General features: G+C 73.3%; 20 protein-coding genes and 1 pseudogene. 15 read left to right on the forward strand and 6 right to left on the reverse strand.

The features are described 5' to 3' along the window. Positions 1-200 precede the first annotated feature (200 nt). The gene (locus tag ABZ862_RS08930; RefSeq protein WP_360954652.1) at positions 201-1,580 is read left to right on the forward strand and encodes an aminotransferase class V-fold PLP-dependent enzyme; all 1,380 of its coding nucleotides are present in this window, start codon (positions 201-203) and stop codon (positions 1,578-1,580) included. Between the two features lie 166 nt (positions 1,581-1,746). Here ABZ862_RS08930 and ABZ862_RS08935 read toward each other — a convergent pair whose 3' ends face one another. Then, positions 1,747-2,028 (reverse strand): Lrp/AsnC ligand binding domain-containing protein, encoded by a 282-nt coding sequence (locus ABZ862_RS08935; protein WP_360954655.1) that lies wholly within the window; start codon positions 2,026-2,028, stop codon positions 1,747-1,749. Beyond that, positions 2,025-2,783, reverse strand: coding sequence for a rhomboid family intramembrane serine protease (locus tag ABZ862_RS08940; RefSeq protein WP_360954658.1), 759 nt, complete (start codon positions 2,781-2,783; stop codon positions 2,025-2,027). The genes ABZ862_RS08935 and ABZ862_RS08940 overlap by 4 nt, the downstream gene beginning before the upstream one ends. A gap of 195 nt (positions 2,784-2,978) precedes the next feature. Between ABZ862_RS08940 and ABZ862_RS08945 the strand changes: the two genes are divergently transcribed. The 5 genes from ABZ862_RS08945 (at position 2,979) to ABZ862_RS08965 (ending at position 8,458) form a co-directional block, all read left to right on the forward strand. Beyond that, positions 2,979-3,218, forward strand: a complete 240-nt coding sequence (locus ABZ862_RS08945; protein WP_014672226.1) for a hypothetical protein — start codon at positions 2,979-2,981, stop codon at positions 3,216-3,218. 61 nt (positions 3,219-3,279) lie between these two features. Next, a complete protein-coding gene (locus tag ABZ862_RS08950) occupies positions 3,280-4,623 on the forward strand; it encodes an NYN domain-containing protein (protein WP_360954661.1) in 1,344 nt (447 codons plus the stop codon). 209 nt (positions 4,624-4,832) lie between these two features. Further along, complete coding sequence (locus ABZ862_RS08955) at positions 4,833-5,867, forward strand: NlpC/P60 family protein (protein WP_360955489.1); 1,035 nt, start codon at positions 4,833-4,835, stop codon at positions 5,865-5,867. 260 nt (positions 5,868-6,127) lie between these two features. Continuing rightward, on the forward strand, positions 6,128-7,150 hold the full coding sequence (locus ABZ862_RS08960; protein WP_360954664.1) for an NlpC/P60 family protein: 1,023 nt from the start codon (positions 6,128-6,130) through the stop codon (positions 7,148-7,150). A 156-nt stretch (positions 7,151-7,306) separates the two neighbouring features. Next, positions 7,307-8,458 carry a hypothetical protein gene (locus tag ABZ862_RS08965; protein WP_360955491.1) on the forward strand — a complete coding sequence of 384 codons (1,152 nt, stop codon included), beginning with the start codon at positions 7,307-7,309 and terminating at the stop codon, positions 8,456-8,458. Here ABZ862_RS08965 and ABZ862_RS08970 read toward each other — a convergent pair. Beyond that, the gene (locus ABZ862_RS08970; protein ID WP_360954666.1) at positions 8,415-9,731 is read right to left on the reverse strand and encodes a glycosyltransferase family 87 protein; all 1,317 of its coding nucleotides are present in this window, start codon (positions 9,729-9,731) and stop codon (positions 8,415-8,417) included. The genes ABZ862_RS08965 and ABZ862_RS08970 overlap by 44 nt on opposite strands. A 131-nt stretch (positions 9,732-9,862) precedes the next feature. On the opposite strand from ABZ862_RS08970, the gene ABZ862_RS08975 reads away from it, so the two are divergent. Both ABZ862_RS08975 and ABZ862_RS08980 read left to right on the forward strand, forming a co-directional pair. Beyond that, entirely contained in the window at positions 9,863-11,005 is a 1,143-nt protein-coding gene (locus ABZ862_RS08975) for a glycosyltransferase family 4 protein (RefSeq protein ID WP_360954669.1), read from the forward strand. 291 nt (positions 11,006-11,296) lie between these two features. Further along, positions 11,297-12,940, forward strand: a complete 1,644-nt coding sequence (locus ABZ862_RS08980; RefSeq protein ID WP_360954671.1) for a GMC oxidoreductase — start codon at positions 11,297-11,299, stop codon at positions 12,938-12,940. 53 nt (positions 12,941-12,993) lie between these two features. Here ABZ862_RS08980 and ABZ862_RS08985 read toward each other — a convergent pair whose 3' ends face one another. Next, positions 12,994-14,790, reverse strand: coding sequence for an AMP-dependent synthetase/ligase (locus ABZ862_RS08985; protein WP_360954674.1), 1,797 nt, complete (start codon positions 14,788-14,790; stop codon positions 12,994-12,996). Between the two features lie 312 nt (positions 14,791-15,102). Between ABZ862_RS08985 and ABZ862_RS08990 the strand changes: the two genes are divergently transcribed. The 6 genes and pseudogenes from ABZ862_RS08990 (at position 15,103) to ABZ862_RS09015 (ending at position 20,649) form a co-directional block, all read left to right on the forward strand. Beyond that, complete coding sequence (locus tag ABZ862_RS08990) at positions 15,103-15,900, forward strand: metallophosphoesterase (RefSeq protein WP_360954677.1); 798 nt, start codon at positions 15,103-15,105, stop codon at positions 15,898-15,900. 162 nt (positions 15,901-16,062) lie between these two features. Further along, positions 16,063-16,506 carry an SRPBCC family protein gene (locus ABZ862_RS08995; RefSeq protein WP_360954680.1) on the forward strand — a complete coding sequence of 148 codons (444 nt, stop codon included), beginning with the start codon at positions 16,063-16,065 and terminating at the stop codon, positions 16,504-16,506. 151 nt (positions 16,507-16,657) lie between these two features. Beyond that, on the forward strand, positions 16,658-17,836 hold the full coding sequence (locus ABZ862_RS09000) for an ArsA-related P-loop ATPase (protein ID WP_360954683.1): 1,179 nt from the start codon (positions 16,658-16,660) through the stop codon (positions 17,834-17,836). Positions 17,837-18,319: 483 nt separating this feature from the next. Continuing rightward, positions 18,320-18,775 (forward strand): annotated as a pseudogene (locus ABZ862_RS09005) (DUF5304 domain-containing protein); the annotation flags it as partial. A 54-nt stretch (positions 18,776-18,829) separates the two neighbouring features. Further along, complete coding sequence (locus ABZ862_RS09010; protein WP_360954686.1) at positions 18,830-19,783, forward strand: ROK family glucokinase; 954 nt, start codon at positions 18,830-18,832, stop codon at positions 19,781-19,783. Between the two features lie 101 nt (positions 19,784-19,884). After that, entirely contained in the window at positions 19,885-20,649 is a 765-nt protein-coding gene (locus tag ABZ862_RS09015; protein WP_360954689.1) for an endonuclease/exonuclease/phosphatase family protein, read from the forward strand. Between the two features lie 235 nt (positions 20,650-20,884). On the opposite strand, the gene ABZ862_RS09020 is transcribed toward ABZ862_RS09015, so the two are convergent. Continuing rightward, positions 20,885-21,655 carry a hypothetical protein gene (locus ABZ862_RS09020; RefSeq protein ID WP_360954692.1) on the reverse strand — a complete coding sequence of 257 codons (771 nt, stop codon included), beginning with the start codon at positions 21,653-21,655 and terminating at the stop codon, positions 20,885-20,887. Then, a complete protein-coding gene (locus ABZ862_RS09025) occupies positions 21,648-22,427 on the reverse strand; it encodes an alpha/beta fold hydrolase (RefSeq protein ID WP_360954695.1) in 780 nt (259 codons plus the stop codon). Before ABZ862_RS09025 ends, ABZ862_RS09020 begins: the two co-directional genes overlap by 8 nt. Positions 22,428-22,566: 139 nt before the next feature. Between ABZ862_RS09025 and ABZ862_RS09030 the strand changes: the two genes are divergently transcribed. Next, positions 22,567-23,310, forward strand: coding sequence for a lysophospholipid acyltransferase family protein (locus ABZ862_RS09030; RefSeq protein ID WP_360954698.1), 744 nt, complete (start codon positions 22,567-22,569; stop codon positions 23,308-23,310). The last annotated feature ends 41 nt before the right edge of the window (positions 23,311-23,351 follow it).

A 23,351-nucleotide genomic window follows, 5' to 3' on the forward strand; every position in this document is an offset into this window, starting at 1 on the left:
GTGACGGGAACCCGACGACAGGCACCAGGGCCGCAGAGCTCTCTCCGCGCCCCCGGACCGCCCTGTCGCTCTTCCTTCCTTCGTCTTCACCCCGCTCGAGCCGTCCGCACCGGCCCGGTGACCGCCGCTTTCCGCGCGGCACCCGGCACCGGTCGCACGCGCCCGCGTGGTGAGTCCTTCTGCCTCACGGGAGTTCAGCCATGTCCGTCGCCACCGCCACCGCTGTCCGTACCGCCGCCGCCACCGAAGAGCCCCCCTGCGCTCCGCTGCCCGTGCTGGGGCGGGACGTCGCCGTGCCGCTCGTCACCGGTGGCTCCGTCACCTACGCCGCCCTCGACTACGCGGCCAGCGCGCCCGCGCTCCAGCGGGTCTGGGACGACGTCGCCGCGTACGCCCCGTACTACGGCAGTGTCCACCGCGGTGCCGGACACCTCTCCCAGCTCTCCACCGAGCTGTTCGAGAACGCCCGCCGCACCGTCGCCGCCTTCCTCGACTGCCGCCCCGACGACCAGCTGGTCTTCACCCGCTCCACCACGGACTCCCTCAACCTGCTCGCCGCCGCGCTGCCCGCCGGCTGCGAGGTCTACGTCTTCGAGACCGAGCACCACGCCGCCCTGCTGCCCTGGCAGAGCGCCCGCCTCACCGTCCTCGACGCCCCGCGCAGCCCCCGCCAGGCCGTCGAGACCCTGGAGCGGGCCCTCGCCGGCCGCGACCCCCACGGCCCGGCCCTGGTCTGCGTCACCGGCGCCTCCAACGTCACCGGCGAGCTGTGGCCGGTGCGCGAACTCGCCGCCGCCGCCCACGCGCACGGCGCCCGGATCGTCCTGGACGCCGCCCAGCTCGCCCCGCACCACCCGGTGTCGGTACGCGACCTCGACGTCGACTGGGTCGCCTTCTCCGGCCACAAGCTCTACGCCCCGTTCGGCTCCGGCGTCCTCGCGGGCCGCGCCGACTGGCTGCGCGCCGCCGAGCCCTACCTCGCCGGGGGCGGCGCCAGCCGCCGGGTCACCCGGGACACCGACGGCACGGTCGCCGTGGAGTGGCACGACAGCGCCGCCCGCCACGAGGCCGGCTCACCGAACGTCATCGGCGCCTACTCCATCGCGTCCGCCTGCACGGCGCTCACCGAGGCGGGCTTCGCCTCGCTGGTCGCCCGGGAGCAGCGCCTGATCGCCCGGGTCCGCGCGGGCCTCGCCGAGGTTCCCCAGGTCACAGTGCTGTCCCTGTTCGGCGACGACGCCCCGCGGGTCGGTGTGGTGTCCTTCGTGGTCGAGGGCTGGAACAGCTCCCACTTCGCCGCGGCCCTCTCCGCGGAGTACGGCATCGGCGTCCGCGACGGCCTCTTCTGCGCCCACCCGCTGCTCCGCACCCTGCTGGGCACCGCCCCGGCCACCGAGGCGGAGTGCGGCGCCCCGCAGAACCCCCTGAGCGCCCTCCGCGTCAGCTTCGGCGCCGGCACCCCCGACGAACACATCGACCGCTTCCTCACCGCGGTCCGCGAACTGGTCACCCACGGCGCCCGGTGGACCTACGAGACCAAGGACGGCCGCTGCGTCCCCGTCCAGGAAGACGGCAACTGATCACCGGTCATGTGGAAGCGCCGGCCACTCCAGCCGGCCCAGGGGCGCGGGGCTGTGCCGATGTGCGGCTCCGCCGCGTGGGCGCGAACAACCACGACGCACCCGCACCCGCGAACGCACCACGCGCCCCCACCCCCTGACCGGGCCCCCACCCGGCAGGGCTCCGTCAGGAATCCAGCCCGATGGAGAACGCCGCCTCCAGGTCATGCTGGGAGTACGTGCGGAAAGCAACGTGCGTGTCCGTGGCCTCCACCCCGGGAATCTTGCTGATCCGCCCGGGAATGACCGACGCCAGCTCCTCGTGCTCCCGCACCCGCACCATCGCGATCAGGTCGTACGTCCCGGTGACGGAGAACACCTCGCTGACGGACTCCAGCGCGGCGATCGACTCCGCGATCTCGGGGATCCGGTCCACGCTGGTCTTGATGAGGACGATCGCGGTGATCACGGTTGGTTCTCTCCCTCGTGGGCCGGAGCCTGAGCTGGGGCGGCTTGCGCGGCTTTCACTCTAGTCGCACGCCCGAACCGCACCCAGGCGAAGCAGAGCCCCAGCGCGAAGCCCACCAGATGGGCGAGGTAGGCCACGCCGGGTCCCTGGGGCGCCCGCTGGGCCGCCAGCCACTGGACGGCCGCCCAGAACGGCAGCACCACCCAGGCCGGCAGCCGCAGCGGAAGGAAGAACAGGAAGGGGAAGAGGCTGGTCACCCGGGCCCGCGGAAAGAGGAACAGGAAGGCGCCGAGCACCGCCGAGATCGCCCCGGACGCGCCGACCAGGGCCTGCCCGGAGGCGGAGTTCGCGACGGCGTAGCCCAGCAGGGCGAGATACCCGCAGCCGACGTAGAACAGCACGAACCGCAGGCGGCCCATCCGGGCCTCGGTCATCGCGCCGAAGACGTAGAGGAACAGCATGTTGCCCAGCAGATGCACCCAGTTGGCGTGCACGAAGAGCGCGGTGACGGGGGTGAGGGCCTCGCGGGCGGCGCTGTCGAAGAGGTCCGCCGGGACGACGCCCCAGCGCCGGAAATAGGCGTGCCGGGCGGTGAGCAGCGCCGCGCCGGACCCGTAGGACGGGTTCAGGCCGGAGACCGGGGCGGCCAGGAAGACGAGGGCGCACAGCGCGATCAGGCCGTGCGTCATCGGTGCCGGGGTGCGGCGCAGCGCCCTCAGCGCCCGGCCGGCCGGTGTGCTCCAGTTGCCGATCATGGTGATAGAGCATGACGTAACGGGACGCAACGGCGCGGACCGCCTCGCCGCCGTGGACGGACGGGCGACGAGTACCCGCCAGGCCGTAGGGTTACGAGCCAAACGCGCCGGGCAACCGGCGGTCACGGACACTGGACACTGCGACAGCGCCCGGACCTGGCGAAGGACCATGGAGAAGGAAGGCGAACAGCCCCGATGACGGTTCCCCTGCCGACCGCCACGACGCGGTGGCGCTGCACCCTGTGCGGCAACCTCACCCGTTTCGACGTGACCCGTTCCTCGAAGGTGGTGGAGTACGTCCACCTCGACCTGGCCGGGGAGCCCACGGTCGAGGAGCGCGAGGTGGTCAGTGAGACCATCGAGTCGGTGCGGTGCCGTTGGTGCAACGCCGTGGATCAGGTGGAACTGGTGGACAGGCCGGGCGCCGGCTCCTGACGGGAGCGGCCCCGCGGACGGCCCCTCGCAGGGGGCCAGACAGAGGCATGGGTGGTGACGGATGGTGGAGACCGCGGACGCGGAGCCTGACGACGGCGCCGCGGAGACGCTCGACCGTCCGCTGCCCGACGGCGTGCGCCGCCGGGTCGTGCAGATCGTCTCGGACGGCTTCGGCGGACTGACGGTCGCCGAGCTGCCCGCGCAGCTGAGACAGTACGCCCGGTTCGCCCCGAACCGGCGGGCGAAGTTCGCGGGCAACGCCATGGCGGCGGCCCTGGAGACCGACCCGCTGTTCCGCCAGCGCATCGGCGAGAAACTCCGGGAGGCCCAGCCGGAACTGTGCGGCGCCCTGGACTCCGGTGCGGCGCCCCCGGCCGCGGACCCCCTCGACGTCGCCGCCGCGGCCTACGTACTGCGCCCGGCCGACTGGGCCAAGCTGGTGACCGCGGCGGGCGAGGAGGCCCAGCGGGCCGACGCCGAGCGGGCCGGTGAGGAGAGCCGGGCCGAACTGGAGCGGCTGCGCGAGGAACTGGAGCGGGCCCGGGAGCTGACCCGCTCCGAGACGGAGCGGCTGCGGACCGAGCTGGACGCGGCCAGGAAGGAAACCGACGTACTGCACCGCAAGCTGCGCGCGGCGCACAGCGACGTCAAGCGCGGCGAGGCCGCGCTGCGCAAGGCGGTGGGCGAGATCGAGGCCGTACGGGCCGAGGGCCAGGCCCAGGTGTCCGCCGCGGAGAGCGAGAGCCGGCGGCTCAAGTCGCGTCTCGCGGAGACCGAGGCGGCCCTGGAGGCGGCCCGCCGCGCGGCCCGGGAAGGGCGCAGCGTCGAGGACATGCGGGTGCGGCTGCTGCTGGACACCGTGCTGGACGCCGCACAGGGCCTCAGACGCGAACTCGCCCTGCCGCCGGTGTCGGTGCGTCCGGCCGAGACGGTCGACGCGGTCGAACCGGGACGTATGACACCGAAGGACATCGCGACGCGTGCGCTGTCCGAGCACGATCCGGCCGTTCTCGACCAGTTGCTCGCGCTGCCGCAGGCGCATCTGGTCGTCGACGGCTACAACGTGACCAAGACCGGCTATCCCCAGATGCCGTTGGAGAAGCAGCGGCTGAGGCTGCTGGGGCAGCTCTCCGCGCTCGCCGCGCAGACCGGCGCGGAGGTCACCTGCGTCTTCGACGGCGCCGAACTGGCCGCCCCGGTGCTGCTCGCGCCGCCGCGCGGGGTGCGGGTGCTGTTCTCCAAGCCAGGGGTCACCGCCGACGAACTCATCCGCCAACTGGTGCGCGCGGAGCCGCCGGGCCGCCCGGTGATCGTCGCCTCGACCGACCGCGAGGTGGCCGACGGGATCGCCAAGGCGGGTGCCCGCCCCGTCGCGTCTGCGGTACTTCTGAAGCGACTGTCGTGAACGTCAACGTACAGGCTTAATGCCCGAATTGGCGTAAAGATCACGCAACCCAGCGTCAGGCAAGTGTCACCGGCTGTGTGTTGTGGGCAAAGAATGCAGGGTGTGACGGGATTTTTCTTCTGAGGATTTGAACTGATCACGGCTGGGTCACTAGGGTCAGGGCTCGAACCTTCACACGGGTGATCACTCAGAAGAAGGAGCGCGTCTCCGTGGCGTCCCACCGTCGACCGAAGCAGTCGAGCCGAGCACGCGTGACCGTGCTGACCACAGCAGCAGCTGCTGCCGTCGTTCTGAGCTCACAGGCCGCGAATGCGGCACCCGCAGAGAAGCTCAGCAAGGACGAGGTCAAGGCCAAGGTCGACGCCCTCTACGAGCAGGCGGAGCAGGCCACCGAGAAGTACAACGGGGCCAAGGAGAAGCAGGAGAAGCTCCAGAAGGAGATCTCCACGATCCAGGACAACGTCGCCCGCGGCCAGGACGAGCTCAACAAGCTCCGTGACGGCCTCGGTTCGATGGCGGCCGGCCAGTACCGCACCGGCGGGATCGACCCCTCGCTCCAGCTCTTCCTGTCGTCCGACCCGGACAGCTATCTCGACAAGGCCTCCACGCTCGACCAGTTGAGCGGGCAGCAGGTCGAGGCGCTGAAGAAGATCCAGGACAAACAGCGCGAACTGGCCCAGGAGCGCACCGAGGCGAGCGACAAGCTCGGCGACCTCGCCGCCACCCGCACCGAACTGGGCAAGAAGAAGAAGGAAGTCCAGAGCAAGCTCGCCGACGCGCAGAAGCTGCTCAACACGCTGACGGCCAAGGAGAAGGCGGCGCTCGCCGCCGACCAGGCGCGAGCCGACCGCTCCTCCACCGCCCGCGTCGACCTCGGCAACACCACCTCCGCCTCCAGCCGGGCCGCCGCCGCCTTCGCCGCCGCCCAGACGAGGATCGGCTCCCCCTACGTCTACGGCGCCACCGGCCCGTCCTCCTTCGACTGCTCGGGTCTGACCTCCTGGGCCTACGCCCAGGCCGGCGTCTCCATCCCGCGCACCTCGCAGGCCCAGGCGAACGCGGGCACCCGCATCTACAGCCAGAGCGACCTGAGGGTCGGCGACCTGGTCATCTTCTACGGCGACCAGCACCATGTCGGCCTCTACGCCGGCAACGGCCAGGTGCTGCACGCCCCCCGCACCGGCACGGTCGTCCGCTACGAGGCGATCAGCAACATGCCGTTCCAGTTCGGCGTCCGCATCTGAGCCGTACGCTCCCCGCTCCCTCGGAGCCTGCCGCGGTGCCGCCCGAACGGGCGAATCACCACCGGCCCCGCTGACCCCGCGCCCCGCCGCTGACCTGCGTCAGAGGCGGGGTGTCACGCTGTGTGCACACCCGGGTCGCTGGCCGTCACGGATCCGCGCGGCTACTGTCTGGCGCGTTTTCCCGCACCGGCGCGGCCCCCGCGCCGCCGCCGGTACGGGAGGACGGTCCGTGTCCGCCAGCGGAAGGAGTGCGGCTTCCCGTGGGGTCCCATCGCCGCCTTGCAGCGTTCCCAGGATTCGACCGGGGTGCCGGTGTCGCCCTCTGCGTCATCTCGGCCGCGGCCGCCGGTGCCCTGCCGGCCACGTCCGCCGGGGCCGCACCGCACGACGGCACCCGCTCCGAGGTCGACCGCCTCTACCACGAGGCCGAGCGGGCCACCGAGGCGTTCGACCGGGCCGGCGAGCGTGCCGGACGGCTGCGCCGGGAGACGAACGACGCCCAGGACCGCATCGCGCGGCAGCAGTCGCGGGTCAACACCCTGCGCGAGGAACTCGGTTCGCTGGCGGGCGCCCAGTACCGGTCCGGCGGCCTCCCCTCCTCGCTCCAGCTGTTCCTGTCCTCCCGCCCGGACGACTACCTCGACAAGGCGGCCGTCCTCGACCGGATCACCGCCCGGCAGGCCGGCCGGCTGCGGGACTTCCGGGCGGCGCTGCGCGAACTCGACCAGGAACGCGCCGCGGCGACCGGGAAACTCGCCGATCTGGAGAAGGCCCGCCAGGCCGTCGCCCGCCACAAGAGGACCGTGGAGCACAAGCTCGCCCGGGCCCGCCGGCTGCTCGACTCCCTGCCGCCCGCGGAACGCGCCGCGCTCGACCGGGTCTCCCGTACCGGCCGCGCGGACCTCCCCGGCCTCGGCGGCCCTGCCGCCCCGGCGGGCCCGCGCGCCATGGCCGCCGTCGCCGCGGCCCGCTCCGCCCTCGGCCGCCCCTACATCTGGGGCGCCAGCGGCCCCGGCGGCTTCGACTGCTCCGGCCTCATGCAGTGGTCGTACGCCCATGCGGGCGTCCAGCTGCCGCGCACCTCGCAGGAGCAGCGCTTCGCCGGCCGGCACGTGCCGCTCTCCGAGGCCCGCCCCGGCGACCTGATCGTCTACCGCTCGGACGCCAGCCATGTCGCGATGTACGTCGGCCACGGCCAGGTCATCCACGCCCCGCACCCCGGCGCCCCCGTCCGCTACGACCCGGTCGGCATGATGCCGATCTCCGCGGTGACCCGGGTCTGACCGGCACCGGCACCGGGTGCGGAGGCCGTGAGTCCGGTCCGGTGCCCCGGTCCGGGACCGGCCCGGTCCGGCGGGCGGGCCCCGGCTCCCCGTACGATCGGAAAGGTGGCTGGTCGTACGCGCGTGTCGCGCTCCTCGGTCCCGGGGCTGTGCCTGCTGCTGGTGTCCCTGCTGGTGTCCCTGGTGGCGTGCGGCGGCGGCCCCGCCGCCGACCGTGCCCGCGCCGAGGTGCAGGGGCTGCTGGACCGCCGCTCGGCGGCCCTCCTCCACCACGACGCCACCGCCTGGGCCCGTACCGGCACCCGCACCGGCTACACCGGCCTGAGCGCCGTCCCCCTCACCGCCTGGTCCTACCGTCTCACCGCCTTGCACCGCACCGGCGCGACCGCCACCGCCGACGCCGAACTCCGCTACCGCGTGACGGGCTACGACAAGGTGCCCGTCACCGCCGGGCGGACCCTCGCCCTCAGCCGTACCGCGGACGGCCGGTGGTACGTGAACTCCGACCGCCCGGCCGCACGGAGCGGGCAGCAGCTCTGGGACCAGGGCCGGATCACCGCCGTGCACGGCCGGCACAGCCTGGTGCTCGGTGTCGGCACGTCCACGGCGCTGCTGCGCGCCTTCGCCGGGCTCGCCGACCGCGCCGTCCCGGCCGTCACCGGTGCCTGGGGCACGGACTGGGCCCGCCGGGTCGTCGTCCTCGTTCCCCGCTCCCTGGAGGACATGGCGGGCCTGCTCGGCTCCCCGGCCTCCTCCTACCGGGGGATCGCGGCGGTCACCACCGGCGAGGCGGGCGGCTCGGGGCGGACCCCGGCCGACCGCGTCATCGTCAACCCGGAGGCGTACGCCGTCCTCGGCCCGGCCGGCAAACAGGTCGTCCTCACCCACGAGACCACCCATGTCGCCACCCGCGCCCGCACCACCGCCGCGACCCCGCTGTGGCTCTCCGAGGGCTACGCCGACTGGATCGGCTACCTCGGCACCGGCCGCACCCCCGCCGAGGCGGCCCCCGAACTGTGGCGCGCCGTCCAGGACGGCAGCCTCCCGTCCGCCCTGCCCGCCGACAAGGACTTCGGCTTCACCGGCGACGCCACCGAGCTGGCCCGCGCCTACGAGGGCGGCTGGCTGGCCTGCCGCATGATCGCCGCCCACTGGGGAGCCGACCGGCTGGACCGGTTCTACCGGGCGGTGGGCGCCCGTCCACAGCGGGCGGGAGCGGTGGAGGACGCCCTGCGGACGGTCCTCGGCACGGATCTCACGGCCTTCACCGCGCGGTGGCGGGACTATCTCCGGACTCAACTGGGCTGAGTCCGGGCCCGAGTCCGTGCTCGGCTCCGTGCCCGGCTTCGTGCCCGGCTTCGTGCCCGGCTTCGTGCCCGGCTTCGTGCTCGGCCTCGGGCCCGGTGACCGTCGAGCGCCACAGCCGCACCGCCGCCATGACCGACGCCGCCACCAGCAGCCCGTCGCGCAGCAGGAGCAGGGCGATGCCGAGCGGATCGCTCGCCACGACGTGGACGAAACCGAGCGGGAACTCCAGCACGGTCACGAACGACGCCACCAGCACCAGTCCGACCGGCCGGCGCATGACCCCGGCACGGAAACAGAGGCAGACCGCCCCGGTCCCCACCAGCCACACCAGGTACTGCGGGCTGATCACCCTGCTGGTCACCGTGAACAGCAGCACCGCCGTGAACGCCGCCTCCGCCAGGGTGTGCGGCAGGAACCGCGTCGCCGTCAGGCGCCACAGCAGCAGCCAGCCGAACACCGCCCCGGTGAGGGTGAGGGCGATCGTACTGACCACGTCCACGTACGGGCCGAGGAATTCGATCGAGCCGTAGTTCAGCAGCACCTGCCCCCGCCAGCCGAAGTGCCGGGCCACATGGAAGCACAGGCCCCCCAGCGACTCCACCTCCGTGCCCCGGTCCCGCTGCGCGGTCAGGAACGCGAAGGCGCCGGGCGCGGCCAGGGCGGCCAGTACCGAGAGGCCGCCCGCCGTCACCCCGGCCGTCACCCACGCCCGGCGCCGTACCGCGCCCACCAGCAGCAGCGCGGGCCATACCTTGAGCAGCGCGCCGAAGCCCGCCAGCGCCCCCGCCACCCGGGGACGCCGGGCTCCGGCGAGCAGCGCGGCCACCGCCACGGCGGTCACCATCACGTCGTAACGGGCGTACACCGTCGGCCCGAGCAGCGGCACGCCCGCCACCCACACCCAGGCGCCGCGCGGCGTACGGCCGGGACGCAGACCGGCGCGCAGCAGGAGGACGAGCACGGCGAGGTCGGCGAGGCAGGCCAGCACGAAGAAGGCGGTGGCGTAGCCGAGGAACGGCAGCAGACCGGGGGAGAGGACCGCGAGGGCGGCTGCGGGCGGGTACTGCCAGGTGACGTCGCCCGCCGGGAAACTCCCGTGCCGCAGCACGTCGTACCAGCCCTGGTAGATCACCGACACGTCGGTCGTCACGTCCGGACCGGGGAAGACGAACACCTTGAGGACGAACAGCAGCAGCACCGCCCGGGTCACCCCCCAGACCACCGGCGGACGCACCAGGTCGCGCCGGGTGGCCCAGCCGTCGCCGCCGTCCATGCCGCCGCCCGTCTCCCGCCGCTGTGCCCGTCCGCTGTGCCCATGATGATGGCGCGGCCGGCTGTGCGCCGCCCATGAGACACCACGGGGAGCACCTGTGGGGCGTCCCGTTCGATAGGGTCGGCGGTGCGATGCACAGGACCTTGATCGTCACGAACGACTTCCCGCCCCGCCCCGGCGGCATCCAGGCGTTCCTGCACAACATGGCGCTACGGCTGGACCCGGACCGGCTCGTCGTCCACGCCTCCACGTGGAAGCACGGCCGCGAGGGCGCCGAGGCCACCGCCGCCTTCGACGCCGAGCAGCCCTTCACCGTCGTACGCGACCGTACGACGATGCTGCTGCCGACCCCCGCGGCGACCCGGCGGGCCGCCGGGCTGCTGCGCGAACACGGCTGCACCTCCGTATGGTTCGGGGCGGCGGCACCGCTCGGCCTGATGGCACCGGCCCTGCGCAGGGCCGGCGCCGAGCGGCTGGTCGCGACCACCCACGGCCATGAGGCGGGCTGGGCCCAGCTGCCCGCGGCGCGCGGACTGCTGCGCCGCATCGGGGAGTCCACGGACACGCTCACGTACCTCGGCGAGTACACCCGCTCGCGGATCGCCGGCGCGCTGACCCCGCAGGCCGCGGCGCGGATGACGCAGCTGCCGCCGGGGGTGGACGAGAAGGTCTTCCACCCGGACTCCGGCGGCGACGAGGTACGGGCCCGGCTGGGCCTGACCGAGCGCCCGGTGGTCGTGTGCGTGTCCCGGCTGGTGCCCCGCAAGGGCCAGGACACCCTCATCCGCGCCCTGCCGCGCGTCCTGGCCGCCGCACCGGACACCGTGCTGCTGATCGTCGGCGGCGGGCCGTACGAGAAGGACCTGCGCCGGCTGGCCGCCGAGACCGGCGTCGCCGCGTCCGTACGGTTCACCGGTGCCGTCCCCTGGTCGGAACTGCCCGCGCACTACGGCGCCGGTGACGTCTTCGCCATGCCCTGCCGCACCCGGCGCGGCGGCCTGGACGTCGAGGGGCTCGGCATCGTCTACCTGGAGGCGTCCGCGACCGGCCTCCCCGTGGTCGCCGGGGACTCGGGCGGCGCGCCGGACGCGGTCCTGGACGGCGAGACCGGCTGGGTCGTCCGCGGCACCTCGGTGGAGGACACGGCGGACCGCATCACCACCCTCCTCGCCGACCCCGGACTCCGCCGCCGCATGGGCGAACGGGGCCGCCGGTGGGTGGAGGAGAAATGGCGCTGGGACCTGCTGGCGGAGCGCCTGAAGACGCTCCTGTGAGGGCCGTCGGCGGAGCCGGGAAGGGCCGCCGCCGGGCCGGGAGGAGGGCGGGCCGCTGTCTGCGGCCCGCGGCCCGCGGCGGACGGTGCGGCTGAGGCGAGCCGCACCGTCCCGGGAGCGCGGGGCCGCCGGGGCGCGGGCCCGGCCCGGGGAACGGGCGGCAGCAGCGCGCCCGTACGCGGCAACGCACCCGCACCCCGCACCGCACCCGCGCGCGGCGGCGATCCGGCACGTGCCCGCGTTTCTCCCCACCCCCTGGCCGGAACGGGAAAATCCGCCGATGCTGCGCCCATGACACCAGAACTGACGCAACGTCAGATGACAAGGCGCCGAATCCTCGGTCTCGCGGCCCTGCAGACCGCGGCCGCCCTCGGCATCACCAGGATCTCCCTCCAGGCGGCCCAGGGCGCCGAGCCCGCCGCCGTCGACACCGTCCCGGCCGTCGTGGTCGGATCGGGCTACGGCGGTGCCGTCTCCGCCCTCCGCCTCGGACAGGCCGGCGTCCGGACCCTCGTCCTGGAGATGGGCCGGCTCTGGAACACCCCCGCCTCCGACGGCAAGGTGTTCTGCCCGACCACCTCCCCCGACCGGCGCTCGATGTGGTTCCGCACCCGCACCGAGGCCCCGCTGTCCACCTTCCTCTGGCTGGACGTCGTCAACCAGGACATCAGCGCCTACCCCGGCGTCCTGGACCGCGTCCACTACGACAACATGTCCGTCTACGTCGGCCGGGGCGTCGGCGGTGGCTCCCTGGTCAACGGCGGCATGGCGGTCACCCCGCTCCCGTCGTACTTCGCCGAGCAGTTCCCCACGGTCGACGCCATCGAGATGTACGCCACGTACTTCCCGCGCGCCCGCGCGATGCTCGGCGTCAACGCCGTCGACCCGGCGTGGTTCGAGTCCACGGAGTGGTACCGGTTCGCCCGTACCTCCCGGAAGGCCGCCGCCGCCACCGGTCTGAGGACCACCTTCGTGCCCAACGTCTACGACTTCGGCTACATGCAGCGCGAGGCCGCGGGCACGGTCACCAGGTCCGCCCTCGCCGCCGAGGTGATCTACGGCAACAACCACGGCAAACGCAGCCTCGACCAGACGTACCTGGCCGCCGCCCTGGGCACCGGCAACGTCACCGTCAACACCCTGGAGAAGGTGACCGCCGTCAGCCGTGCGAGCGACGGGAGCTGGGTGCTGACCGCGGACCGGATCGACGAGACCGGCGCGGTCGTGGCGACGCGGCAGTACGGCTGCAGGTATCTGTTCCTCGGCGGCGGCAGCATCGGCACCAGCGAACTCCTGGTCCGCGCCCGGGACACCGGCGCGCTGCCCGCGCTCGGCGCCGACATCGGGGCCGGCTGGGGCACCAACGGCAACACCATGCTCGGCCGCGCCAACCACATCTGGGACACCGTCGGCGCCGACCAGTCGACCATGCCGGTCCTCGGCATCGACGACTGGGCCAACACCGACAACCCGGTCTTCGCGGAGATCGCCCCGCTGCCCATGGGACTGGAGCACTGGATCAGCCTGTACCTGGCGATCACCAAGAACCCGCAGCGGGCGTCGTTCACCTACGACTCCGCGTCCGGCACGGTCAAGCTGGGCTGGACCGCCGCCCAGAGCGCGGTGTCCGTCGCCATGGCGAAGAAACTCTTCGACCGGATCAACGCCGCGAACGCCACGATCTACCGCTACGACCTGTTCGGCTCCACCGGCAAGGTCTTCGCCGACGACTTCACCTACCACCCCCTGGGCGGCTGCGTCCTCGGCAGGGCGACGGACGACTACGGCAGGGTCAAGGGCTACCCCAGGCTCTACGTCACCGACGGCTCGCTCGTCCCCGGCTCCATCGGCGTGAACCCGTTCGTCACCATCACGGCCCTGGCCGAACGCACCCTGGACCGGGCCATAACCGAGGACATCACCCCCGGCACCTGACCCCCGGCACCTGGCGCAGCGGCAGCCCGCGGCCGGGAGCCGGCCCCGTGGGCCTACCGCCGGTAGATCGCCTCGATCTCGGAGGAGAAGTCCTTCGCAACAACGTTCCTCTTCAGTTTCAACGACGGAGTCAGATGTCCGGACGCCTCCGTGAACTGCGCGGACAGCACCCGGAACTTCCGCACCGACTCCGCCTTGGACACCGCCGCGTTCCCGTAGTCGACCGCCGTCTGGATCGCCGCGAGCAGTTCGGGATCCTCCCGCAGCGACCGCACCGAAGAACCGGCGGGCTTCCCGTGCTCGGCGGCCCAGCGGGCCAGGAACTCCTCGTCCAGGGTGATCAGCGCGCCCACGAACGGCCGCCCGTCACCCACCACCATGCACTCCGCGACCAGCGCATGCGCCCGGATCCGGTCCTCGAGCACCGCCGGCGCCACGTTCTTGCCGCCCGCGGTGACGATGATCTCCTTCTTGCGCCCGGTGATCCGCAGATACCCCTCCTCGTCGAGGGTGCCGATGTCACCGGTGTGGAACCAGCCCTCGGCGAGCGCCTCCGCGGTGGCGGCCTCGTTGTTCCAGTAGCCCGTGAACAGGTGCTCGCCGTGCAGCAGCACCTCCCCGTCGTCCGCGATCCGGATCACCGAACCCGGCAGCGGCTGCCCGACCGTGCCGATCTTCTGCCGGTCCCACGGGTTGAACGCGGTGGCCGCACAGGACTCGGTCAGCCCGTACCCCTCCAGCACCCGGAAGCCGATGCCGCGGAAGAAGTGGCCGAGCCGCTCGCCCAGCGGGGCGCCGCCGGAGATGGCCCACTCACCGCGCCCGCCCAGCACCGCGCGCAGCTTGGAGTAGACGAGCCGGTCGAAGACCCGGTGCCTGATCCGCAGCCCGAGGGACGGCCCCGACGGCGTGTCCAGCGCCTTGCTGTAGGCGATGGCGGTGTCGGCGGCCCTGTCGAAGATCTTGCCCTTGCCGTCCGCCTGCGCCTTGGCCCGCGCCGAGTTGTACACCTTCTCGAAGACCCGCGGCACGCCGAGGATCAGCGTCGGCCGGAAGGCGGCCAGCTCGTCGGTGAGGTTCCTGATGTCGGGCAGGTTGCCGAGCTTGATCGGCGCCATCATCGGCGCGATCTGCACCAGCCGCCCGAAGACGTGCGCCAGCGGCAGGAACAGCAGCACCGAGCACTCGCCGGTGCGGAACAGCGGACGCAGCCGCTCCACGATGTTGCCGCACTCCGCGAAGAAACTGCGGTGGGTCAGCACACAGCCCTTGGGCCGGCCCGTCGTACCGGAGGTGTAGACGATGGTCGCCGGGTCGTCCGCCTTCGCCAGCGAGGTGCGTTCCTCGACCGTCGCGTCCGTGACGTCCTGCCCGAGCCGCCCCAGCTCCTCCACCCCGCCGGCGTCGATCTGCCAGACCTGCTTGAGGGCGGGCAGTCTCTCGCGCACCGACTCCACGGCGGCCGCGTGGGCGTCCAGCTCCACCACACAGGCGCTCGCGCCCGAGTCGGACAGGATCCACTGCACCTGCTCCGGCGAACTCGTCTCGTACACCGGCACGGTGACCGCGCCCGCCGTCCAGACCGCGAAGTCCAGCAGCGTCCACTCGTAGCGGGTGCGCGACATCAGCCCGACGCGGTCGCCCGGCTGGATCCCGGCGGCGATCAGACCCTTGGCGGTGGCCCGCACCTCGGCGAGGAACTGCGTCGAGGTGACGTCCTGCCAGCCCCCGTCCGTCCTGCGGGCCAGCACGGCGACCTCGGGATGCTGCGCGGCGTTTCTGCGGACGATGTCGGTCAGATTCCCGTCCGCGGGGACCTCGTACAGAGCCGGAAGGCTGAACTCGCGCAAGACTGCTGCTCCTCATAGGGCGCCGGCGCCACGACGTTGTGTGATGCGACCGGTGCGGTCCAAGGCTCGGGCAGGTGCTCGGGCTCGTCAGCGGCCGACGGGCCACCGGTTGGTTCCTGAGCACGACTGGACGGCCCGGACGTTACCCGTCGGTATGGCCATCTCGACAGGGGGTCCCGACGAGATGTTCGCTGCGTCACACGGATTGCTGTTCTCTCCGGTACGGTAGTCGACCCGCTTCCGGACTGGCCAGTAACCGCAGGTCCGGCCGCCACTGTTCACCCGGGCCGCGCACCCGTACCCTTGATCGCCATGGCACCCGTACCGGCCGGTCACCGCACGACCCGCGTCCACGTGGTCAGCGACGTGCACGGCAACGTCCGCGACCTGGCCCGCGCGGGCGAGGGCGCCGACGCCCTGGTCTGCCTGGGTGACCTGGTCAACTTCCTGGACTACGCCGACCACTCCCGCGGCATCTTCCCCGATCTGTTCGGCGAGGCGAACGCCGACCGGCTGGTGGAGCTGCGCACCGCGCGCCGGTTCGCCGAGGCCCGCGAGTTCGGCGCCCGGCTGTGGGCCGGGGTCGGCTCCGACCGCACCCCGGTGATCGAGAAGGCGGTGCGCAAACAGTACGCAGAGCTGTTCCCGGCCTTCCCGACACCGACGTACGCCACCTACGGCAATGTCGACATACCGCGCCTCTGGCCCGAGTACGCCGCCCCCGGCACCACCGTCCTCGACGGCCGGACCACCCGGATCGGCGGCTGGACCTTCGGCTTCGTCGGCGGCGGACTGCACAGCCCGATGCGCACCCCGTTCGAGATCAGCGACGAGGAGTACGCCGCCAAGATCGAGGCCGTCGGCGCCGTCGACGTCCTGTGCACCCACATCCCGCCGGAGGTCCCGGAACTCGTCTACGACACGGTCGCGCGCCGCTTCGAGCGGGGCAGCCGCGCCCTGCTAGACGCGATCCGCCGGACGAAACCCCGGTACGCGCTCTTCGGACACGTCCACCAGCCGCTGGTGCGGCGGATGCGGATCGGCCGCACGGAGTGCGTGAACGTGGGCCACTTCGCCTCGGCCGGGCAGCCGTTCGTCCTGGAGTGGTGAACCGCCGTCCGGGCCCGGGCCGGGGTGAACGCACCAGGTCGCGTGCGCGGTAGCCTTCACGCTGCACACACGTGCGCATCCCCGCGCACGACGACGACCTCTCTACCGGTCTACCGGCCCGTCTGTCCGGTCTGCCGGCCCGCATCCGGAGGAGCCACGGAGATGGCGGAACACACCAGCTCGAGCATCACCATCAAGGCGGCCCCGGCCGAGGTCATGGGAGTGATCGCCGACTTCGCCCGCTACCCGGACTGGACCGGCGAGGTGAAGGAGTCCGAGGTCCTCAGGACCGACGACCAGGGCCGCGCGGTCCACGTCCGCCTCGTGATGGACGCCGGCGCCATCAAGGACGACCAGGTCCTGGAGTACACCTGGACCGGCCCCGGCGCGGTCTCCTGGACCCTGGTCAAGTCCCAGATGCTCCGCTCCCTGGACGGCTCCTACCGCCTCGAGGCCACCCCCGAGGGCATCACCGAGGTCACCTACCAGCTCACGGTCGACGTCAAGATCCCCATGCTCGGCATGATCAAGCGCAAGGCGGAGAAGGTCATCATCGACCGCGCCCTGGCCGGCCTGAAGAAGCGCGTGGAGTCCGGCGAGGCCTGACGGCCCGCCCGAGAGCGGTGCCCGGCGGGCGGGGCCGGGCGTTCCGTGCCGGAGCCGATGACCTTCCGGGCCGTCGGACGGGCTTCCCGCGCCACGGCCGTGGCCGAGCCGATGACCGCACGGGCCGCCGGCCAGGCTAGCGTGGTGGACCATGCGCACGATCCTGATCACCGGCCCCGGCGGTGCGGGCCGCACCACGGTCGCCGCGGCCACCGCCCTCACGGCCGCCGCCGCCGGCACCCGCACCCTCCTCCTCGGCGCCGACCGCACCGACACCCTCGGCGCGGCGCTGGGCGTGAGCACGGGCGCCGCGCCGGTCCCGGTCGTGCCGCACCTCACCGCCTGGCGCCCCGACGCGGCCCGGGGCTTCCGCGAGGACCTCGCCGCCTTCCAGGACCGCGCCTCCACCGTCCTCGACCTGCTCGGCGCCGCCCGTCTCGACGCGGAGGAGGTCACCCCGCTGCCCGGCGCGGAGGAGCTGAGCTTCCTGCGGGCCCTGCGCGACGCCGCGCTGTCCGAGCGCCACGACCTCCTCGTCGTCGACCTCCCGCCCGTGCCGCAGGCCCTGGCCCTGCTCGCGCTGCCCGAGGAACTGCGCCGCTACCTGCGCCGCATGCTGCCGCCCGAACGGCAGGCGGCCCGCGCCCTGCGCCCCGTCCTCGGCCGGCTCGCCGGCGTCCCGATGCCCGCGGAGTGGCTCTACGACACCGCGGCCCGCTGGGACACCGAACTCGCCGCCGTGGAGGCGGTACTGGCGGACCGCCACACCGCCGTACGGCTGGTCGCCGAGCCGGGACCGGCCGGCGCCGACGCCGTACGCACCGCGGCCCTGGGGCTCGCCCTGCGCGGCCTCGCGGTCGAGACGGTGGTCGCCAGCAGGGTGCTGCCCGAGGCCGCGGCGGACGCCTGGCTGGCCGGGCCCATCGCCCAGCAGCGCAAGGCGCTGGCCGACTGGCGCGAGGAGTTCCCGGTGACCGAGGTCCCGCACCTCGGCCGTGACCCGCGCGGCACCGACGACCTCGCCGCGCTCACCGGCGCCGCCGGGACCGGCCCCGCACCCGCCCCGGCCCCGGTCGAGTGGCCGGTCGCCGACCGCATCGCCGACGACGGGGTGCTGGTGTGGCGGATCCCGCTGCCCGGCGCCCGGCGCGACGCACTGGACCTGATCCGGCGCGGTGACGAACTCGTCGTCACGGTGGGACAGTTCCGGCGGATCGTGCCGCTGCCGTCGGCGCTGCGCCGGTGCACCGTCGAGGGGGCCGCGCTGCGGGAGGGCGAGCTGCGCGTGCGGTTCGCGCCGGACCCCGCACTGTGGCCGCGTACGCGGTGAACGTCCCGCGGCCGTTCGGGTAACGTCGGAGGGACGAACCGTAGTCAGGAGTCCGTCATGAGCGAAGAGCGTCCCGCGCCCGACGACGAGGCCACGCCTGAGGCGATCGACGCGACGGGGCGGCCGCCCGCCCACGCGGGGGAAGCGGCGGCGGACCGGAAGCCGGGGTCCGGGAAGGCCGCCGGTCCGGGACCGGCGCAGCCGCCCGCGGACGAGGTGCCGCAGACGCCGGAGCCCGCCGAGGCGCCTGCGGACGGCGGACCGAAGACCCCCAGGGCGACCGTCAGGCCCGCCGGGGCCGGCCGCAGGACACCGACGACGCCCGCCGCGCCCGCGTCCGCGGAGGCGCAGGCGGCGCCCGCGGACGACGAGCCGGAGACGCCCCGGGAGGCCGCCGGGCCCGCCGGGGCCGGACCGGCGACGCCGGAGCCCGCCGCGCGGCCCGCGCCCGGCGCCGCCGACGTTCCCGGGGCGCCGCCGTCCCGCGCGACACCCGACGACGACGCCTGGGCCACCGCCTGCGCCGAGGACCTCGCGGCCGAGAAGGCCCGCCGCCAGGCCCGTAACGGCCCGCCGCCCGGCTCGGCGGCGGAGGAACTGCGCAAACTCGTCGACGCCGTGGCGGACCGGCTGTCCGGCTTCCGGTCGCCGCTGTTCGGGGCGGTCGCGGGTCCGGCCGCCCAGCAGGTGGTGCGGCAGGTCGTGCAGCAGGCGAAGGCGGCGGTGGAACCGGTGATCGAACGGAACCCGGACGTCTTCGACCACTTGGCGGCAGCGGGCGGGGAGCTGCTCGCCGCGTACCGCTCCGCCGTCCAGGCACAGGAGAAACGCTGGACGGACCGCCCGGCGCGTCCGGAGGACACCCTCGGGGACCGGTGGGCCGACCGGCGTGACGGCGGGGAGGGTACCACTCCGGGGGAGCGTATCGACTTGGACTAGCGCTCACTCGGGTACGGTTGGCCGTAGCGGGGCTCGACCGGAACTGAGGGATTCATGGGACTCACCATCGGCGTCGACATCGGCGGCACGAAGATCGCGGCCGGCGTGGTCGACGAGGAAGGCAACATCCTCTCGACCTTCAAGGTGCCGACCCCCACCACGCCCGGGGCCATCGTGGACGCCATCGCCTCGGCGGTGGAGGGCGCGCACGCCGGGCACGAGATCGTGGGCGTGGGCATCGGCGCCGCCGGCTACGTCAACCGGCAGCGTTCCACGGTGTACTTCGCGCCCAACATCGACTGGCGCTCCGAGCCTCTCAAGGAGAAGGTCGAGGCCCGGGTGGGTCTCCCGGTCGTCGTCGAGAACGACGCCAACGCCGCGGCCTGGGGCGAGTACAAGTTCGGCGCGGGCAAGGGCCACCGCAACGTCATCTGCATCACCCTGGGCACCGGGCTCGGCGGCGGCATCATCATCGGCAACAAGCTGCGCCGCGGACACTTCGGCGTGGCCGCCGAGTTCGGCCACATCCGGATGGTCCCGGACGGCCTGCTGTGCGGCTGCGGCTCGCAGGGCTGCTGGGAGCAGTACGCCTCCGGCCGTGCGCTGGTGAGGTACGCCCATCAGCGGGCCAACGCCACCCCCGAGGCCGCCGAGATGCTGCTGGCGCTCGGCGACGGGACCCCCGACGGCATCGAGGGCAAGCACATCTCCATGGCCGCCCGGCAGGGCTGCCCGGTCGCGATCGACTCCTACCGGGAGCTGGCCCGCTGGGTCGGTGCCGGCCTCGCCGACCTGGCCTCCCTGTTCGACCCGTCGGCGTTCATCGTCGGCGGCGGCCTGTCGGACGAGGGCGAGCTGGTCCTCGACCCGATCCGCAAGTCGTACAAGCGCTGGCTGGTCGGCGGCAACTGGCGTCCGGTCGCCCAGGTCCTCGCGGCCGAGCTCGGCAACAAGGCGGGTCTGGTGGGCGCGGCCGACCTGGCCCGGGAGCCCGACCCGATCATGTGATCCACGGCTCACGGCACCGTCCGCCCGCCGCACCCCCGAACCGGGGACGGCGGGCGTTGCCGTACCGGTACGAGGCCGTTATGACGCGTATCTTGACGGACATGCCGACGACGACACCGCTGCAGCTTCCCAACTCACGCACCGAGCCAGACGGTTCGGCCGTCATCCGGGTCCTCAGCTACAACATCCGCTCGATGCGCGACGACACCGACGCACTCGCCCGGGTGATCGGCGCGTGCGCGCCCGACCTGGTGCTGGTCCAGGAGGCGCCGCGGTTCTTCCGCTGGCGCAAGAAGCTCGCCCGGCTCGCGGCCGAGAGCGGACTGGTGATCCTCACCGGCGGTGCCACGGCGGCGGGACCGGCCCTGCTGTGCTCCCTGCGGGCCACGGTGGAGCGCACCGAGGACGTCCTGCTGCCGCTCGCCCCGGGGCAGCACCGGCGCGGCTTCGCGACGGCCGTGGTCCGCTTCGGCGGGGCCCGGCTCGCGGTGGTCAGCTGCCATCTGAGCCTGGAGAAGGAGGAACGCTACGAGCAGGGGGGCATGCTGCTCGACCGGCTCGCCGCGATGGGCGTCGACCACGCGGTGGCCGGCGGCGACCTCAACGAACGCCCCACCGGCCCCACGTTCTCCCGGCTGGCGGAGGACCTCCAGGACTGCCGCGCCACGGCCCCGTGGGGCTCCGACGACCACACCTTCTCCTCGGCGGCCCCCTACCAGCGCATCGACGCGATCTTCGCGACGAAGGGCATCGAGGTCCTGGCCTGCGGAGTCCCCCTGTACCACCCGGGCGTCACGGAACCCGACCTGAAGGCGGCCACGGACCACCTCCCGGTCCTCGCAGCCCTGAAACTCCCCCCGACCTGACCCCACCCTGAGACCTCCCGCTGCCGCGGCCCGCCACGCAACACGGACGACTCGTCCTGGCCCCCCCCGCGTGCAGGCGTGCGTGTGGGAGCGTGCCGACCTGGGCGGCGTGGGCGTGGGGGTCCGGGACGGGTAGGCGCCGATGGCGCTTCGCCCCCGCGGGAGACGGCCGTCTCTCAGCCGCTGAACGGGCGGTGCGCGGGTGGGAGGGACCGCCGGCCCGGCAGGGCCGGCGTCAGACCACCGCCCCCCGCCCCGGATCGTCGCCGTTCTCGTCGTCCGGGCTCATCCGCGCGACCAGCGTGACGAACCCGCCCAGGAACCCGCCGACCCCCAGCGTCGTCAGCCACCACGTCATGTCCCACCCGAACAGCACCGCCAGCAACAGCAGCACCGGCCCGCCGATCACCCCCAGCCACGCGAACCGCGCCGTCGTATCGCCCGAAGGCAGCGGCGGAGGCTCCGGCGGCACGAAATGACCCTCGTCGTCCTCGTCGAAGTCGGCCTCGTCCGGCTCCCGGACCGTGAAGTCGCGAGGCCCGACCCCCGGGGCGAAGGACACCGAACTCCCCAACGGCGGCTTCACGGCCCCGGCGGGCGGGGTCGTCCCGGGCGCGGGCTCGCTCTTCGCCGCGGCCCCGGCCGCCTCCCCGGCGTCCGCCGCCGTATCGGCGGCCTCGGCGGCCTCGGCGGCCTCGGCCGCCTCCGCCACCTCCGGCCCCCGCCCCGCCGCAGGCTCCCCGTCCGCGGCGGGAGGCGCGGGAGGCGCGGGCGCGGGAGGAGGCGTGGGCTGGAAGACCGACTCCGGCAGAGCGAGATCCTCGACCGGCTTGAACGGTCTGGCACCCGGCGGGTCCGGCGGCTCCTCGCCGTACCCCGCGACGATCGCCGCCCAGGCGGCCTCCTCGTCGAACGGGCCGTCCAGCTCCTCCGGCACGCGGTCCTCGCGCCCGTCGCGGTCGTCGCGGTCCTCGCGCTTCTCGCGGTCGGAGTCGTGCTCAGCCAACGGTGGCCGTCCCTTCCTTGCCGGCATGGGGCGCGAGCCGGCCGATGAACGCGAGGCTCTCCGTGAAGATCCGGTCCGCATCGTGGTCCAACGTCGCGACGTGGTAGCTCTGTTCCAGCAGGATCTCCGTGACGTCCGTGGAGGAGACCCGCGCCAGGACGCGTGCCGCGTCGGCGGGCGGCACCACATGGTCCTGCGGGCTGCGCAGCAGCAGCAGCGGCTGGGTGACCTGCGGCAGCTCCCCGTCGACCATCCGGAGGAAGACCCGCAGCGAGTACGCCGCGTGCAGCGGTACCCGGTCGTACCCCAGCTCCGTCGCGTCCGGCAGGGCGATGTCGCTCGCGATGCCCTTCGTGGAGGGCACCAGATGCCGTATCACCGGCAGGGCGTGCGCGGCCGCCCCGTGCACCTTGTTGGCCGGGTTGACGACCACCACCCCCGCGACCGCGTCCCCGTGCCGCGCGGCCAGCCGCAGGGCCAGCGCACCGCCCATGGACAGCCCCGCCACGAACACCCGGGAACACCGTTCGCCCAGGGCACGCAGCTCGCGGTCCACCTCCGCGTACCAGTCCGGCCAGCCGGTGAGGTTCATGTCCTCCCAGCGGGTGCCGTGCCCGGGCAGCAGCGGCAGCGAGACGGTCAGCCCCTGCGCGGCGAGCCGGTCGGCCCACGGGCGCAGGGACTGGGGGGAGCCGGTGAAGCCGTGGCAGAGGAGGACGCCGACCTCCCCGCCCTCATGACGGAACGGCTCGGCTCCGGGGAGCACCGCCACCTTGGGTCTCCTGTTCGTCGAGGGAACGAGTCCCTGAGGGTGAAGTCCAGGTGTGCTTCACGGTACGCGACCGCACTGACACCGACCAGGGTCGTCGGGCTCATTGGGCCCTTCGCGGGTTATGGTCTGATCGACACACATGGGAGGCACTCGCTTGTTGTACGGCGCGATGAAGGTCGCTATCGGGGGACCGCTGAAGGTCGCCTTCAGGCCCTGGGTGGAGGGGCTGGAACACATTCCGGCCGAGGGCCCCGCGATCCTGGCGAGCAACCACCTCTCCTTCTCGGACTCCTTCTTCCTGCCCGCGGTGCTCGACCGCAAGGTCACCTTCATCGCGAAGGCGGAGTACTTCACCACGCCCGGCGTGAAGGGACGCCTCACGGCCGCCTTCTTCAAGGGTGTCGGCCAGCTCCCCGTGGACCGCTCCGGCGCCCGGGGCGCGGGCGAGGCGGCGATCAGGAGCGGTATCGAGGTGCTGGAGCGCGGCGAGCTGTTCGGCATCTACCCCGAGGGCACCCGCTCGCCCGACGGCCGGCTGTACCGGGGCAAGCCCGGCGGCCTGGCGCGCGTGGCGCTCGCCACCGGCGCTCCCGTCATCCCCGTCGCGATGATCGACACGGAGAAGATCCAGCCGCCCGGCAAGGTCGTGCCCAAGCTGATGCGCCCCGGCATCCGGATCGGCGAGCCCCTCGACTTCACCCGCTACCAGGGCATGGAGCACGACCGCTTCGTCCTGCGCGCGGTGACCGACGAGGTCATGTACGAGATCATGAAGCTCTCCGGCCAGGAGTACGTCGACGTCTACGCGACCGCCGCCAAGCGCCGGATCGCGGAGGCCGCGAAGGCCGCGAAGAAGGACCTGAAGGACTCCGCGGACCTGTAGAACAGCCTTGTAGAACAGACCTGCAGAACCAAGGGGACGGA

The sequence above is a fragment of the Streptomyces sp. NPDC047000 genome (assembly GCF_040644295.1).
In the GTDB taxonomy this organism is placed as follows: Bacteria; Actinomycetota; Actinomycetes; order Streptomycetales; family Streptomycetaceae; genus Streptomyces.

Excerpts from the sequence above, each read along its gene's own strand:
- ABZ862_RS08930 (WP_360954652.1), top strand. The coding sequence starts at position 201 with ATGTCCGTCGCCACCGCCACCGCTGTCCGTACCGCCGCCGCCACCGAA.
- ABZ862_RS08940 (WP_360954658.1), bottom strand. The coding sequence starts at position 2,783 with ATGATCGGCAACTGGAGCACACCGGCCGGCCGGGCGCTGAGGGCGCTG.
- ABZ862_RS08945 (WP_014672226.1), top strand. The coding sequence starts at position 2,979 with ATGACGGTTCCCCTGCCGACCGCCACGACGCGGTGGCGCTGCACCCTG.
- ABZ862_RS08950 (WP_360954661.1), top strand. The coding sequence starts at position 3,280 with ATGGTGGAGACCGCGGACGCGGAGCCTGACGACGGCGCCGCGGAGACG.
- ABZ862_RS08970 (WP_360954666.1), bottom strand. The coding sequence starts at position 9,731 with ATGGACGGCGGCGACGGCTGGGCCACCCGGCGCGACCTGGTGCGTCCG.
- ABZ862_RS08975 (WP_360954669.1), top strand. The coding sequence starts at position 9,863 with ATGCACAGGACCTTGATCGTCACGAACGACTTCCCGCCCCGCCCCGGC.
- ABZ862_RS08980 (WP_360954671.1), top strand. The coding sequence starts at position 11,297 with ATGACACCAGAACTGACGCAACGTCAGATGACAAGGCGCCGAATCCTC.
- ABZ862_RS08990 (WP_360954677.1), top strand. The coding sequence starts at position 15,103 with ATGGCACCCGTACCGGCCGGTCACCGCACGACCCGCGTCCACGTGGTC.
- ABZ862_RS08995 (WP_360954680.1), top strand. The coding sequence starts at position 16,063 with ATGGCGGAACACACCAGCTCGAGCATCACCATCAAGGCGGCCCCGGCC.
- ABZ862_RS09000 (WP_360954683.1), top strand. The coding sequence starts at position 16,658 with ATGCGCACGATCCTGATCACCGGCCCCGGCGGTGCGGGCCGCACCACG.
- ABZ862_RS09010 (WP_360954686.1), top strand. The coding sequence starts at position 18,830 with ATGGGACTCACCATCGGCGTCGACATCGGCGGCACGAAGATCGCGGCC.
- ABZ862_RS09015 (WP_360954689.1), top strand. The coding sequence starts at position 19,885 with ATGCCGACGACGACACCGCTGCAGCTTCCCAACTCACGCACCGAGCCA.
- ABZ862_RS09030 (WP_360954698.1), top strand. The coding sequence starts at position 22,567 with ATGGGAGGCACTCGCTTGTTGTACGGCGCGATGAAGGTCGCTATCGGG.